The organism is Streptomyces sp. NPDC016562 (genome assembly GCF_043076955.1).
Lineage (GTDB): Bacteria > Actinomycetota > Actinomycetes > Streptomycetales > Streptomycetaceae > Streptomyces.
On record NZ_JBIBRZ010000002.1, the window covers coordinates 352,238 to 367,603 of the forward strand.

At 68.7% G+C, this 15,366-nt stretch carries 11 protein-coding genes; 8 read left to right on the top strand and 3 right to left on the bottom strand.

What is annotated here, in order from left to right; genetic code table 11:
• Positions 1-7: 7 nt before the first annotated feature.
• The 8 genes from ACF059_RS09480 (at position 8) to ACF059_RS09515 (ending at position 10,621) form a co-directional block, all read left to right on the top strand.
• Complete coding sequence (locus tag ACF059_RS09480) at positions 8-952, top strand: carbohydrate ABC transporter permease (protein WP_392053789.1); 945 nt, start codon at positions 8-10, stop codon at positions 950-952.
• 13 nt (positions 953-965) lie between these two features.
• On the top strand, positions 966-1,892 hold the full coding sequence (locus tag ACF059_RS09485; protein WP_361940331.1) for a carbohydrate ABC transporter permease: 927 nt from the start codon (positions 966-968) through the stop codon (positions 1,890-1,892).
• A gap of 215 nt (positions 1,893-2,107) precedes the next feature.
• Positions 2,108-3,322 (top strand): ROK family transcriptional regulator, encoded by a 1,215-nt coding sequence (locus ACF059_RS09490; RefSeq protein WP_361940334.1) that lies wholly within the window; start codon positions 2,108-2,110, stop codon positions 3,320-3,322.
• A gap of 117 nt (positions 3,323-3,439) precedes the next feature.
• The gene (locus ACF059_RS09495) at positions 3,440-4,552 is read left to right on the top strand and encodes a substrate-binding domain-containing protein (RefSeq protein WP_360896315.1); all 1,113 of its coding nucleotides are present in this window, start codon (positions 3,440-3,442) and stop codon (positions 4,550-4,552) included.
• Positions 4,553-4,709: 157 nt separating this feature from the next.
• Positions 4,710-5,498 carry an ATP-binding cassette domain-containing protein gene (locus ACF059_RS09500; protein WP_360896312.1) on the top strand — a complete coding sequence of 263 codons (789 nt, stop codon included), beginning with the start codon at positions 4,710-4,712 and terminating at the stop codon, positions 5,496-5,498.
• Positions 5,499-5,524: 26 nt separating this feature from the next.
• On the top strand, positions 5,525-6,814 hold the full coding sequence (locus ACF059_RS09505) for a sugar ABC transporter permease (protein WP_392056549.1): 1,290 nt from the start codon (positions 5,525-5,527) through the stop codon (positions 6,812-6,814).
• 278 nt (positions 6,815-7,092) lie between these two features.
• Positions 7,093-9,009, top strand: a complete 1,917-nt coding sequence (gene dxs / locus ACF059_RS09510; protein WP_392053793.1) for a 1-deoxy-D-xylulose-5-phosphate synthase — start codon at positions 7,093-7,095, stop codon at positions 9,007-9,009.
• Positions 9,010-9,124: 115 nt separating this feature from the next.
• Positions 9,125-10,621, top strand: coding sequence for an amino acid permease (locus tag ACF059_RS09515; protein WP_392053796.1), 1,497 nt, complete (start codon positions 9,125-9,127; stop codon positions 10,619-10,621).
• An 81-nt stretch (positions 10,622-10,702) separates the two neighbouring features.
• Here the strand turns inward: ACF059_RS09515 and ACF059_RS09520 are convergent, their stop codons facing one another.
• The 3 genes from ACF059_RS09520 to ACF059_RS09530 all read right to left on the bottom strand — a co-directional run bounded on the left by ACF059_RS09520 (position 10,703) and on the right by ACF059_RS09530 (position 15,196).
• The gene (locus ACF059_RS09520; RefSeq protein WP_392053799.1) at positions 10,703-11,743 is read right to left on the bottom strand and encodes an LCP family protein; all 1,041 of its coding nucleotides are present in this window, start codon (positions 11,741-11,743) and stop codon (positions 10,703-10,705) included.
• A gap of 91 nt (positions 11,744-11,834) precedes the next feature.
• A complete protein-coding gene (locus tag ACF059_RS09525; protein WP_392053802.1) occupies positions 11,835-13,973 on the bottom strand; it encodes a 3-hydroxyacyl-CoA dehydrogenase NAD-binding domain-containing protein in 2,139 nt (712 codons plus the stop codon).
• Positions 13,970-15,196 (bottom strand): acetyl-CoA C-acyltransferase, encoded by a 1,227-nt coding sequence (locus ACF059_RS09530; RefSeq protein ID WP_360896297.1) that lies wholly within the window; start codon positions 15,194-15,196, stop codon positions 13,970-13,972. Before ACF059_RS09530 ends, ACF059_RS09525 begins: the two co-directional genes overlap by 4 nt.
• Between the last annotated feature and the right edge of the window lie 170 nt (positions 15,197-15,366).

Here is a 15,366-nt window from a genome sequence, read left to right on the forward strand (position 1 = left end):
GGACACCATGAGCCAAGTAGCCCAGGGCAGGGGACGGGGCGGCTTCATCGCCGGCTTCCTCCTCGCTCCCCTCGCGCTGTATCTGACCTTCGTCATCTGGCCGTACGTACAGACGTTCGGCTACTCCTTCACCAACTGGTCCGGCCAGTCGCCGACGTTCGATTTCGTCGGCCTGGACAACTACACGGCCCTGATGAAGGACGAGGTCTTCCGCAGCGCCCTGTGGCACAACCTGCTGCTCCTGGTGTTCGTCCCGACGGTGACCATCCTGCTCGCCCTCTTCTTCGCCTTCATGGTGAACGCGGGCGGGCGGGGCGGGGCCGGCGGGGTGCAGGGCGTGCGGGGGTCGGGCTTCTACAAGATCGTCTACTTCTTCCCGCAGGTCCTCTCCCTCGCCATCCTCGCGGTCCTCTTCGGGGCCGTGTACCGCACCGACGAGGGCGGCCTGCTCAACGGCGTCCTGATCAAGCTCGGCCTCGTCGACCGGCTCCACCCGGTCGAATGGCTGAACGAGCCGCGGCTCGTCCTCTGGTGCCTGCTCCTCGTGGTCGTCTGGCACGGCGTCGGCTTCTACCTCGTCCTGTTCTCGGCGGCCATGCAGTCCGTCCCCAAGGACATCTACGAGGCCGCCCTGCTCGACGGGGCGGGCCGCGCCCAGACCTTCCTCAAGGTCACGCTGCCGCTGCTGTGGGACTCCGTACAGACCTCCGCGGTCTACCTGGGCATCGCCGCGATGGACATGTTCGTCCTGGTGTCGACCATGACCTCGGGCCAGTTCGGCGGCGGCCCCGACCATCACAGCGAGGTCATGGCGACGGTGCTGATGAGGAACTTCCTCTACTTCGGCAAGAGCGGCTACGCCTGCGCCATGGGCGTGGTCATGCTCGTCCTCACCATGATCCTCTCCGTCATCACGCTGCGCGCCACCCGCCGCGAGCGCATCGAGTTCTGAGCGGGAGACCACAATGACCACAGTGATCAAGGCTCCGGGCGAGCCCGCCGCGGAGCGCTCCAAGGGATCCGGCCCGGCCGGCGAGCGGCCGGCCGGCCCCTCGGAGGGCATGGTCCTCAACGTCTTCTCCCACGGCTTCCTCGCCGTCTGGGCCATACTGATCGTCCTGCCGCTGATCTGGCTGGCGCTCGGCTCCTTCAAGACCGACGCGCAGATCGGCGGCTCGGCCCTCAGCTGGCCCTCCAACTGGAACTTCGACGCCTTCGGCCGCGCCTGGGACAAGGGCATCGGCGACTACTTCGCCCACACCCTGATCGTCATGGTGTTCTCGGTCCCGCTGACGATGCTGCTCGGCTCGATGGCGGCGTACGTCCTGGCCCGCTACCCCTTCCCGGGCAACCGGTTCCTGTACTACTTCTTCGTCAGCGGGGCCATGTTCCCCGTGTTCCTGGCGCTCGTCCCGCTGTTCTTCATGGTCAAGCGGTTCGACATGCTGAACACGTACCAGGGCCTGATCCTGGTGTACGTCGCCTACTCGATGCCGTTCACCGTCTTCTTCATGCACTCGTTCTTCCGCACGCTGCCCACGGCGGTGCACGAGGCGGCGGTGATCGACGGGGCCTCCGACACCCGGATCTTCTTCCAGGTGATGGTCCCCATGGCCAAGCCGGGTCTGATCAGCGTCGGGATCTTCAACGTCCTGGGCCAGTGGAACCAGTACATCCTGCCCTCCGTGCTGATGCAGCCGCAGACGGGCTCGGACCCCGAGCGCTACCTCCTCACCCAGGGGCTGATCCAGCTCCAGCAGCAGCAGGGGTACGAGACCGACCTGCCGGTGCTCTTCGCGGGCGTGACCATCGCGATGGTCCCGATGCTGGTGGTCTACCTCTCCTTCCAGCGCCAGATCCAGGCCGGCCTGACCTCGGCGACACTGAAATAGCCGTGTCCCGCACGATCCGTGATCACCATCTCCCCGCTTTTGACCCGAAGTGACCGATTCGTGCCGCGTCAGCCTCTTGACGTGTCGTGGCGCAAAGGCTCGACTTAAGGTTCACAAGTTGGAGAGACGCCGGGGTCTCGGAGCGTGCAGTCGCGACGTGCCCCCGGCCGGGGGGCGACGGCTGGCCGTCGCTTATGGGCAGGAGTGGATGAGTCGTGCAGACTCCCGGATCGCAGTCCTCGCTGCATCGCGCGAATCTCGAACGGGTCGTGCGGGCGGTGCGGCTCGCGGGATCGCTGACCCAGGCGGAGATCGCCCGTACCACCGGACTGTCGGCGGCCACGGTCTCCAACATCGTCCGGGAACTGAAGGACGGCGGGACCGTCGAGGTCACCGACACCTCGGCGGGCGGCCGGCGGGCGCGCAGCGTCTCGCTCAGCGGTGACGCGGGCATCGTGATCGGCGTGGACTTCGGCCACACCCACCTGCGGGTGGCCGTGGGCAACCTCGCCCATCAGGTGCTGGCCGAGGAATCGGAGCCGCTGGACGTCGACGCCTCCTGGACGGAGGGCTTCGACCGGGCGGAGGCCCTGGTCGGACGGCTGATCGCGGCCATAGGGGTGGGGCTGGAGAAGGTCATCGGCGTGGGGCTCGGCGTCCCCGGCCCGATCGACGTCGAGTCCGGAACCCTGGGTTCCACCGCGATCCTGCCGGGCTGGGCGGGCATCAACCCCCGCCAGGAGCTCTCGCAGCGCCTCGGCGTGCCGGTGTACGTGGACAACGACGCGAACCTCGGAGCCCTCGGTGAACTCGTTTGGGGGAGCGGGCGGGGAGTAAAGGACCTGGCCTACATCAAGGTGGCCAGCGGCGTCGGCGCGGGCCTGGTGATCAACGGCCAGATCTACCGCGGTCCGGGCGGTACCGCGGGCGAGATCGGGCACATCACGCTCGACGAATCGGGCCCCGTCTGCCGCTGCGGCAACCGCGGCTGCCTGGAGACCTTCGCCGCCGCCCGGTACGTATTGCCGCTGCTCCAGGGCACGCACGGGCCGGAGTTGACGATGGAGCGGGTGGTCGAACTGGCCCGCGGCGGGGACCCGGGCTGCCGCCGGGTGATCACGGACGTGGGCCGCCACATCGGCAGCGGCGTGGCCAGTCTGTGCAACCTCCTCAACCCCAGCCGGGTGGTGCTCGGCGGCTCGCTCGCGGAGGCGGGTGAACTGGTGCTGGCTCCCATCCGTGAATCCGTGGGGAGGTACGCGATTCCCAGTGCGGCCCGCCAACTGTCGGTGCTCACGGGCTCCCTGGGCGGGCGGGCCGAGGTGCTGGGCGCACTAGCCCTTGTGCTCAGTGAAATGGGCGATTCGACGCTTTTGTCAGATCATGGGAGTGGAGTGCGAGCTCCAGCCGTCTTGCCTTCAGGTAGATAACGGATGGCACCGTTGTCATCTCGTTAAGGATTCACTCCTTGACGGCAAAACGCGGCCGGGGTTGACTCACATCCACCTCGGCCGCAGCGTTGCGGCCTCGTCAGGGAGGTTCAAGTAATGAACACGCGTATGCGCAGAACCGCCGTAGCCGTGGCCGCCGGTGCCATGGCCGTCTCCCTCGCCGCTTGTGGCAGTGCGAAGGAGGCCGGGGACAAGACGAAGGAATCCGGCGCGGGCAAGGGTGATGCGATCAAGGTCGGTCTGCTCCTGCCGGAGAACCAGACCGCGCGTTACGAGAAGTTCGACAAGCCGCTCATCGAGAAGAAGGTCGCGGAGCTGACCGGCGGCAAGGGCCAGGTCGTCTACGCCAACGCCAAGCAGGACGCGACCACCCAGAACTCCCAGGTCGACACGATGATCACCAACAAGGTGGACGTCCTGATCGTCGACGCGGTGGACTCCAAGGCCATCGCGGGTTCGGTGAAGAAGGCCAAGGACGCCGGCATTCCGGTCGTCTCCTACGACCGTCTGGCCGAAGGCCCGATCGACGCCTACACCTCCTTCGACAACGAAGAGGTCGGCAAGGTCCAGGGCAAGGCGCTGCTGGAGGCGCTGGGCGACAAGGCCAAGGACGGCCAGATCGTCATGATGAACGGTTCGGTCACCGACCCGAACGCCAAGCTCTTCAAGTCCGGCGCGCACTCCGTCCTCGACGGCAAGGTGAACATCGGCAAGGAGTACGACACCGTCGAGTGGAAGCCGGAGAACGCCAACACCAACATGGCGGCCGCCCTCTCGGCGCTCGGCAAGGACAAGATCATCGGCGTCTACTCCGCCAATGACGGCATGGCCGGCGGCATCATCACCGCCCTCAAGGCGGCCGGCCTGTCCACCCTGCCCCCGGTCACCGGCCAGGACGCGGAACTCGCCGGGGTGCAGCGCATCGTCGCCGGCGAGCAGTTCATGAGCGTCTACAAGCCGTACGCCCCCGAGGCCGAGGCCGCGGCGAAGATGGCCGTCGCCCTCGCCAAGGGTGAGAAGCTCGAAGGTGTCACCACCTCCACGGTCGACAGCCCGACCACCAAGGGCGTCCCGTCCGTGCTGATCCCGGTCGTCTCGCTGACCAAGAACAACATCAAGGACACCGTCGTCAAGGACGGCGTCTACAAGGTCGACGAGATCTGCACCGACAAGTACGCGGCGGCCTGCGCCACCGTTGGCCTGAAGTAGCGGCCCCCGCCGCCTCCCCCCGAGGCGGCCCCCCGTGCCTGACCGGCGCCCCGCCCTCTCATCCCCGCCACCGCGGGGCGCCGGGCAGAAACGTTCCCCCATTCGCCCCGCTCCTGCTCTTTTGCACGACATCCCCGCCGGTCAGGCGGCGAAGGAGATGGTTCATGTGTCCGCTGCGCCCGTGCTGGCGTTGCGAGGGGTCTCGAAGCGGTTCGGCGCCGTTCAGGCCCTGACCGACGTAGAACTCGAGATCCACTCCGGTGAGGTGGTCGCCCTGGTGGGCGACAACGGCGCCGGCAAGTCCACGCTGGTCAAGACGATCGCCGGCGTGCACCCCATCGATGACGGAGTCATCGAGTGGGAGGGCCGCCCGGTCTCCATAGGCAAGCCGCACGACGCCCAGAACCTGGGCATCGCGACGGTGTACCAGGACCTGGCGCTGTGCGACAACATCGACGTCGTCGGCAACCTCTTCCTCGGCCGCGAGCTCAAGCGCCGCGGCATCCTGGACGAGGTGGAGATGGAGCGCCGCGCCCGCGAGCTCCTGACCACCCTGTCCATCCGGATCCCCAGTGTCCGGATCCCCATCGCCTCGCTCTCCGGCGGTCAGCGCCAGACCGTGGCGATCGCCCGCTCCATGCTGGGCGAGCCGCAGCTCGTCATCCTCGACGAGCCCACCGCCGCCCTCGGCGTCGAGCAGACCGCACAGGTGCTCGACCTCGTGGAGCGGCTGCGCGAGCGCGGTCACGCCGTCATCCTCATCAGCCACAACATGGCCGATGTGAAGGCCGTCGCCGACAAGGTGGCGGTCCTGCGGCTGGGCCGCAACAACGGCGTCTTCAACGTCGCCGACACCTCGCAGGAAGAGATCATCTCCGCCATCACCGGTGCCACGGACAACGCCGTGACCCGCCGGGCGGCCCGCACCTCGGAGGCCGGCAAGTGAGCACCCAGAACCCTGCCACCGGTCCCCTGGGCAAGGGCCCCGTCGACCAGCAGGAGCACATCGACCCGGTCAACCCCGCCGCCGCCCATGATGCGATTCCCGCCGTGGACCCGCGTCTGCTCGTCCGCGAGGAGGGCCTCGCCGGATACGTGGGCGAGTTCAAGCGCAAGATGAAAGCCGGGGACCTGGGTTCCCTCCCGGTCGTCATCGGCCTGATCGTCATCTGGTCGATCTTCCAGGGGCTGAACTCGAACTTCCTCTCCCCGGAAAACCTCACCAACATCGCGATCACGATGACCGGCACGGGCATGATCGCCATCGGCATCATCTTCGTGCTGCTGCTCGGCGAGATCGACCTCTCGGTCGGCTCGGTCAGCGGTGTCTCGGGTGCGATCGTCGCCGTCCTCGCCGTCACCCACGGCGTGAACGAGTGGCTGGCGATCCTGGCGGCCATCGCCGGCGGCGCCCTGATCGGCTGCATCCACGGCTTCTTCTTCGCCAGGCTCGGCGCCCCGGCCTTCGCCGTCACCCTGTCGGGCCTGCTGTTCTGGCTCGGCGCGATGCTGCAGATCCTCGGCAGCAACGGCACGATCAACATCGACTCGGACGGCGTGGTCGGCCAGCTGACCACGTACTTCTTCTCGGACGTGGCCGTCGCCTACGGTCTGGCCGCGCTCGCGGTGGCCGGTTACTTCCTCTCGGCCTTCCTCGACGCGAGGCGCCGCGAGGCGGCCGGGATGCCCACCCGGCCGCTCGCCGAGATCCTGCTGCGCACCGGCCTGCTCGCGGTGTTCGCCTTCGGCCCCGCCGTGCTGTTCAACCAGTACAAAGGCCTGCCGCTCGCGGTGGTGGTCTTCCTGCTGGCCCTGATCGTCACGGACTTCGTGCTGCGCCGCACGACCTTCGGGCGAAACGTTTTCGCGCTGGGTGGCAGCGTCGAGGCCTCCCGTCGTGCGGGCATCAACGTGACCCGGATCCGGATCACGGTCTTCGCGATCTCCAGCACCTTCGCCGCCATCGGCGGTCTGTTCTGGGCCTCGAAGATCGCGGCGGCCAACCAGAGCGCCGGCGCCGGCGATCTGCTGATGAACGTGATCGCGGCGGCCGTCATCGGCGGCACCAGCCTCTTCGGCGGCCGCGGCCGGACCTGGAACGCCCTCCTCGGCGTCATGGTCATCGTCTCGATCCAGTACGGTCTGGCCCTGGAGGGAATCGCGACGCCGATCCAGTACATGATCACTGGCGCGGTGCTGCTGGCCACCGTGGTGATCGACTCGATCACCCGCAAGACCCAGAAGACGGCCGGACGCGCCTGACCGCGCGCCCGTCCGCTCACCCCGCCGAGCGCCCGAGCGGCAACCGGCGGTAATACCGGTCACAGTGCCCGGTGCCACTTCGCGTGGCGCCGGGCATCCGTGCGTACATGTGTACGTGCGTACTCCTGTACGGGTATACGCCCGTATGTGAGGTGTGACCGCGCGGCGGTGTGTACATGTATGACAAAGGTGTGACGCTGCCGGGACGGCCCGATGACCGGGCCGACGAGCGGAACATTAGACTCGACAGACCAGCAAGCAACTGCAAGGAGGCACGGGTGCTGCTGACCCGCATCAAGGGACCGCGCGATCTGGACCGGCTCAGCCAGGAGGAGCTCGATCAGCTCGCCGCCGAGATCAGGTCCTTCCTCGTCGACGCCGTCTCCAAGACCGGCGGGCACCTCGGCCCCAACCTCGGGGTGGTCGAACTGACGATCGCCCTGCACCGGGTCTTCGACTCGCCCAAGGACAAGGTTCTCTTCGACACCGGCCACCAGGCCTACGTCCACAAGCTGCTCACCGGTCGTCAGGACTTCGGCAACCTGCGCGCCAAGGGCGGCCTGTCCGGCTACCCCTCGCGCGCCGAGTCCGACCACGACGTGATCGAGAACTCGCACGCCTCCACCGTGCTGGGCTGGGCCGACGGCCTCGCCAAGGCCAACGAGGTGCTGGGACGGGAGGACCACCATGTCGCCGCCGTCATCGGCGACGGCGCGCTGACCGGCGGCATGGCCTGGGAGGCGCTGAACAACATCGCCGCCGCCAAGGACCGCCCGCTGGTCATCGTCGTCAACGACAACGAGCGCTCCTACGGCCCCACCATCGGCGGTCTCGCCAACCACCTGGCCACCCTGCGCACCACGGACGGCTACGAGCGCTTCCTGGCCCGCGGCAAGGAGATCCTGGAGCGCACGCCCGTCGTGGGCAAGCCGCTCTTCGAGACCCTGCACGGCGCCAAGAAGGGCCTGAAGGACTTCATCGCCCCGCAGGGCATGTTCGAGGACCTCGGCCTGAAGTACATCGGGCCCATCGACGGCCACGACATCGAGGCCCTGGAGTCCGCCCTGACGCGCGCCAAGCGCTTCAGCGGCCCGGTCATCGTGCACTGCCTCACCCAGAAGGGCCGCGGTTACACCCACGCGGAGCAGGACGAGGCCGACCGCTTCCACGGCATCGGCCCGATCCACCCCGACACCGGTCTGCCGGTCTCCACCGACGCCGCCAGCTGGACCTCCGTCTTCGCCGACGAGATGGTCAAGCTCGGCAAGGAGCGCAAGGACATCGTCGCCATCACCGCGGCCATGCTCCAGCCGGTCGGCCTGAAGAAGTTCGCGGACGCCTACCCGGACCGGATCTTCGACGTCGGCATCGCCGAGCAGCACGGCGCCACCTCGGCGGCGGGCCTGGCCACCGGCGGCGCCCACCCGGTCTTCGCCGTGTACGCCACCTTCCTCAACCGTGCCTTCGACCAGGTCCTGATGGACGTGGCCCTGCACAAGTGCGGGGTCACCTTCGTCCTGGACCGGGCCGGTGTCACCGGCACCGACGGCGCCTCCCACAACGGTATGTGGGACATGTCGATCATGCAGGTCGTACCCGGTCTGCGGCTGGCCGCCCCGCGTGACGCGGAGCAGCTGCGCGCCCAGCTGCGCGAGGCCGTCGAGGTCAAGGACGCCCCGACCGTCGTGCGGTACTCCAAGGGAGTCGTCGGCCCGGCCGTCCCGGCCGTCGGCAAGGCCGGCGGCATGGACGTGCTGCGCACGCCGGGCGCCGACGTCACCCGGCCGGACGTACTGCTGGTCTCGGTCGGCGCGCTCGCCCCGATGTGCCTGGAGATCGCCGACCTGCTCGACAAGCAGGGCATCACCACGACCGTGGTCGACCCGCGCTGGGTCAAGCCCGTGGACGAGGCGCTGGCCCCGCTCGCCGACCGCCACCGCGTGGTCGTCACCGTCGAGGACAACGGCCGCACCGGCGGCGTGGGTTCGGCCGTCTCGCAGGCCCTGCGGGACGCGGGTGTCGACGTACCGCTGCGCGACTTCGGCATCCCGCAGCGCTTCCTCGACCACGCCTCCCGCAAGGAGGTCATGGCCGAGATCGGGCTGACCGCACCGGACATCGCACGGCAGGTCACCGGCCTGGTGGCCAAGCTGGACGGACGCTACGACAGCGAGCCGGCCGCCACCGTCGACTAGGGCGGGCGCCCGCACTAGATCGCCGCGCGGTTGCACGTCACGGGCCGGGAGATCACCCTTGAGGGGTGGGCCTCCCGGCCCGTTCGCGTGCGTCACCTTGTTCGGAGGTGCGTTGGTGAGTACGGATCTGAACAGTCCCTTCCGCAGCAAGTCGGTGGAACAGTCCATCCGGGACACGGAGGAGCCGGAACACGCGCTCCGCAAATCCCTGTCCGCCTGGGACCTGACCGTCTTCGGCGTCGGCGTCATCATCGGCACCGGCATCTTCGTCCTCACCGGCAAGGTCGCCAAGGAGACCGCCGGCCCCGCCACCGCCCTGGCCTTCGTGGCCGCCGGCGTGGTGTGCGCGCTCGCGGCCCTGTGCTACGCCGAGTTCGCCTCGACCGTCCCCGTCGCCGGTTCGGCGTACACCTTCTCCTACGCCTCGATCGGCGAGCTGCCGGCCTGGATCATCGGCTGGGACCTCGTCCTGGAATTCGCCCTCGGCACCGCGGTCGTGGCCGTGGGCTGGTCCGGGTACGTCCGCTCCCTCATGGACAACGCGGGCATCCACCTGCCGGCCGCACTCCAGGGGCCGGACGTCGCCGGCGGCACCTTCGACCTGCTGGCCTTCGTCCTGGTGCTGCTCCTCACCGCGATCCTGGTCGTCGGCGTGAAGCTGTCCGCGAGGATCACGGCGATCGTCGTCGCGATCAAGGTCACGGTGGTGCTCATCGTGATCATCGCGGGCCTGTTCTTCATCAAGGGCAGCAACTACCAGCCGTTCATCCCCGAGGCGGTGCCCCAGAAGGGCGGTTCGGGGCTCGACGCGCCACTGGTCCAGCTGATCTTCGGCTACCAGCCCACGAACTTCGGCATCATGGGCATCTTCACCGCCGCCTCCGTCGTCTTCTTCGCCTTCATCGGCTTCGACGTCGTCGCCACGGCCGCCGAGGAGACCAAGCTCCCGCAGCGGGACATGCCGCGCGGCATCCTCGGCTCGCTGCTCATCTGCACCGTGCTGTACGTGGCGGTCTCGCTCGTGGTCACCGGCATGCAGCACTACAGCGAGCTGTCCGTAAGCGCTCCGCTGGCCGACGCCTTCAAATCCGCCGGACACCCGGTGTACGGAGGCATCATCAGCTTCGGCGCCGCCGTGGGCCTCACCACGGTCTGCATGATCCTGCTGCTGGGCCAGACCCGCGTGTTCTTCGCGATGAGCCGTGACGGACTGCTGCCGCGGTTCTTCTCACGGACCCACCCGAAGTTCCGTACGCCGTACCGGCCGACGATCCTGCTGGGCGTGATCATCGCGATCGTCGCGGGCTTCACCAGCATCAACGAGCTCGCCACCCTGGTGAACATCGGCACGCTGTTCGCCTTCGTGGTCGTGGCGCTCGGCGTGATCATCCTGCGTCGCACCCGCCCCGACCTGCACCGGTCCTTCCGGACCCCGCTGGTGCCCCTGGTGCCCATCCTGTCGATCGCCGCCTCGGTGTGGCTGATGCTCAACCTGCCGGCCGAGACCTGGCTGCGCTTCGGGATCTGGATGGTGATCGGCTTCTTCGTCTACTTCCTGTACGGCCGCAGCCACAGCCGGCTGGGCCAGGTGGGCAGGGACGCGGAGTTCTGAACCGGACGTGCCGCGGCCCGACATGACGCAGTGGGCCGCACGGGGATCCCCGTGCGGCCCACTGCGTCACGTGCCGGCCCGTCAGCCCTTGGCGGGGGAGTTCTTCGCCGAGGCGGGGATCTTCTGGTCGTTGCGCAGGGCCGCCCACAGCTCGGTCGCCTGCGGCTCGGCCACGACCACGCGGTTGGGGTCGACCTTGTCGTAGGCGACCGGCAGCATGATCGTCTCCATCGTGTCCGGGTCCACGCCCTTCATGCTCTGCGCGAAGTCGGCCAGCGCGGTGAGCGAGTCGAGGTCGGAGTCGGTGGTCAGCGACTTGGTCCCGGCGTCCGCGAGCTTGTAGAGCCGCGCCGGGTTGCCGAGGGCGTCCTGCTTCTTGATCTCGGACAGCATCGCCAGCATGAACTGCTGCTGGAGGCCTATGCGTCCGAGGTCGCTGCCGTCGCCGTAGCCGTAGCGGGTCCGGACGAACTTCAGCGAGTCGGCGCCGTTGAGCCGGTGCTCGCCCGCCTCCAGCTTCAGACCGCCCTTGGCGCCGCTCATCGGCTTGTCCAGGGTGACGGTGACCCCGCCCAGCGCGTCCACCAGGCCCTTGAAGCCGGCGAAGTCGACCTCGACGAAGTGGTCCACGCGCACTCCGGACAGCTGCTCGACCGTGTTGACGACACAGGCCGGACCGGCCAGCGAGTAGACGGAGTTGAACATGACCCGCTTCGCGGACGGCACGGTCTTGCCGTCCCGGTCCTTGCACTCGGGCCGGGTGATCAGGGTGTCGCGCGGGATGCTCACCGCGGTCGCCTTGGACCGGCCCTCGGGTATGTGCACCAGCATCGCGGTGTCCGAGCGGGCTCCGCTGACGTCGCCGTGGTCGAGATCGGCATTGGCCCCGGCCCGTGAATCGGAGCCGAGCACCAGGATGTTCTGCGCGTTCGCGACCACCTTCGGCGGCCGGTTGTCCCCGATCGCCTTGTCCAGGTCGACGCTGTCGATGTTGCCGTTGAGGTGGCTGTACGCCCACCAGCCCGCCCCGGCCGCGCCCAGGACCAGCACGGCGACCAGCAGCAGGGTGACCCGCAGAATGCGGCGTCGGCGGCGCCCGGGCCGCCGTTGCGTTTCCGTCATGGGGGTGAATCTTAGACAGGTATTCGAATGGCCGAGGCCCGCCCCCCGAAGGGAGCGGGCCAGGCCGTCATACGCCCGTCAGGGACCCGGACTAGGCCGGGACGCTCGCCAGGCCGGGGGCGAGGAACTTCTTGCCGTTCACGCGCTCCGAGACGCCCTCGCGGTCCAGGTACGGCGTGATGCCGCCCAGGTGGAAGGGCCAGCCTGCACCGGTGATGAGGCAGAGGTCGATGTCCTGGGCCTCGGCCACGACACCCTCCTCCAGCATCAGGCCGATCTCCTGCGCCACCGCGTCCAGGACGCGGTCGCGCACCTGCTCCTCCGTCAGGACGGAGTCGCCCTGCACCAGGAGGGCGGCGACCTCGGGGTCGAGCTCCGGCTTGAAGCCGTTCTCCGCCGAGTAGACGTAGAAGCCGCGCTTGCCGGCCTCCACGACGCGCTTCAGGTTGGGGGAGACGGTGAAACGCTCCGGGAAGGCGCGGTTCAGAGTCTCGGAGACGTGCAGACCGATCGCCGGGCCCACGAGCTCCAGGAGGACCAGCGGGGACATCGGCAGGCCGAGCGGCTCGATGGCCTTCTCCGCCGTGGCCACGGGGGTGCCCTCGTCGATGACGTTCTGGATCTCGCCCATGAAGCGGGTCAGGATGCGGTTCACGACGAACGCCGGGGCGTCCTTGGTGAGGACCGCGGTCTTCTTCAGCTTCTTGGCGACACCGAAGGCCGTGGCCAGCGAGGCGTCGTCGGTCTGCTCACCGCGGACGATCTCCAGCAACGGGAGGATCGCGACCGGGTTGAAGAAGTGGAAGCCGACCACGCGCTCCGGGTGCTGGAGCTTGGAGGCCATCTCCGACACCGACAGCGAGGAGGTGTTGGTGGCGAGGATCGCGTGCGCCGGGGCGACCGCCTCGACCTCCGCGAACACCTTCTGCTTGACCGACATCTCCTCGAACACGGCCTCGATGATGAAGTCCGCGTCCGCGAAGCCCTCGGCCTTGTCCAGGACGCCGGTCACCAGGGCGGTCAGGCGGTTGGCCTTGTCCTGGTTGATGCGGCCCTTGCCGAGCAGCTTCTGGATCTCGGCGTGGACGTAGCCCACACCCTTGTCCACGCGCTCCTGGTCGATGTCGGTGAGGACCACCGGCACCTCCAGGCGGCGCAGGAACAGCAGCGCCAGCTGCGAGGCCATCAGGCCCGCGCCGACGACGCCGACCTTGGTGACCGGACGGGCCAGGGACTTGTCCGGGGCACCGGCCGGGCGCTTGCCGCGCTTCTGGACCAGGTTGAAGGCGTAGATGCCGGAGCGCAGCTCGCCGCCCATGATGAGGTCGGCCAGGGCCGTGTCCTCGGCGTCGAAGCCCTTCTGCAGGTCGCCGTCCTTGGACGCCTCGATGATCTCCAGGGCGCGGTAGGCGGCCGGGGCGGCGCCGTGCACCTTGGAGTCCGCGATGGCGCGGCCGCGGGCCACGGCCGCGTCCCAGCCCTCGCCGCGGTCGATCTCGTCGCGTACGACCTCGGTCTCGCCCTTGAGCACCTTGGAGGTCCAGATGAGGGACTGCTCCAGGAAGTCCGCGCCCTCGAACAGCGCGTCCGCGATGCCGAGGTCGAAGACCTGCTGGCCGCGCAGCTGCTTGTTCTGGTTGAGCGAGTTCTCGATGATCACCGAGACCGCGCGGTCCGCGCCGATCAGGTTCGGCAGGATGGTGCAGCCGCCCCAGCCGGGAACCAGGCCGAGGAAGACCTCGGGCAGCGAGAAGGCCGGGATGGCCTTCGAGACGGTGCGGTAGGTGCAGTGCAGGCCGACCTCGACGCCGCCGCCCATCGCCGCGCCGTTGTAGTAGGCGAAGGTCGGGACCGCGAGGGCCGCCAGACGCTTGAAGACGTCGTGGCCGCCCTTGCCGATGGCGAGCGCCTCGTCGTGCTGCTTCAGCAGCTCGACGCCCTTGAGGTCGGCGCCGACCGCGAAGATGAACGGCTTGCCGGTGATGCCCGCGCCGACGATGGAGCCGGCGATGGCCTCCTGCTCGACCTGGTCGATCGCCGCGTTCAGGTTGGCGAGGGACTGCGGGCCGAAAGTGGTCGGCTTGGTGTGGTCGAAGCCGTTGTCCAGCGTGATGAGCGCGAAGCGCCCGGCGCCGAACGGCAGGTCCAGGTGGCGGACGTGCGCGGACGTGACGACCTCGTCCGGGAACAGCTCGGCCGCGCCCTTCAGGAGCTCAGCGGTGGTGCTCACTTGGAGTCTCCCTCGGCGTTGAAGTTCGGGTTCTCCCAGATGACCGTGGCGCCCATGCCGAAGCCGACGCACATGGTGGTCAGGCCGTAGCGGACGTGCGGCTGCTCCTCGAACTGACGGGCCAGCTGCGTCATCAGGCGCACGCCCGAGGAGGCCAGCGGGTGACCGAAGGCGATGGCGCCGCCGTACTGGTTCACGCGGGCGTCGTCGTCGGCGATGCCGTAGTGCTCCAGGAACGCGAGGACCTGGACCGCGAAGGCCTCGTTGATCTCGAAGAGACCGATGTCGTCGATCGTCAGACCGGCCTGGGCCAGGGCCTTCTCGGTGGCCGGGATCGGGCCGTAGCCCATGACCTCGGGCTCGACACCCGCGAAGGAGTACGAGACCAGGCGCATCTTGACCGGGAGGTTGTTCTCCCGGGCGAAGTCCTCGGACGCGATGATCGCGGCGGTGGCACCGTCGTTGAGACCGGCGGCGTTGCCCGCGGTGACCCGGCCGTGCGTACGGAACGGGGTCTTCAGGCCGGCCAGGTTCTCCAGCGTGGTGCCCGGGCGCATCGGCTCGTCGGTGGTGACCAGGCCCCAGCCCGTCTCACCGGCCGCCTCGTTGGTGTTGCGCACCGAGATCGGGACCAGGTCCTGCTGGATCTTGCCGTCGGCGTACGCCTTGGCGGCCTTCTCCTGCGAGCGCACGGCGTACTCGTCGGCGCGGAGCTTGGTGATCGTCGGGTACCGGTCGTGCAGGTTCTCGGCGGTCATGCCCATGAACAGGGCGGACTCGTCGACCAGCTTCTCGGAGACGAAGCGCGGGTTCGGGTCGACGCCCTCGCCCATGGGGTGGCGGCCCATGTGCTCGACACCGCCGGCGAGGGCGACGTCGTACGCACCGAAGGCCACGCCGCCCGCGACGGCGGTCACGGCGGTCAGCGCGCCGGCGCACATGCGGTCGATGGAGTAGCCCGGGACGGACTGCGGGAGGCCCGCGAGGATGCCGGCGGTACGGCCCAGCGTCAGGCCCTGGTCACCGATCTGCGTGGTCGCGGCGATGGCGACCTCGTCGATCTTCGCGGGGTCCAGGTCCGGGTTGCGGCGCAGCAGCTCCCGGATCGCCTTCACGACGAGGTCGTCGGCGCGGGTCTCGTGGTAGATGCCCTTCGGGCCCGCCTTGCCGAACGGGGTGCGGACGCCGTCGACGAAGACGACGTCCCTGACGGTACGAGGCACGTTGGCTCTCCTCCAGGTGCGGGTGTGCACTGCTGCGCGGGGGCGGCTCGGCACGCATTGCTGAGCGCCCGCTCACCTGGCCCATGCTACTTGCGGGTAACCCATGTGGACACCCCCTCCCCGAACAGCGGCGAAGGTCACACTCACCCGCCCCGCGCGCCCCCCCACGC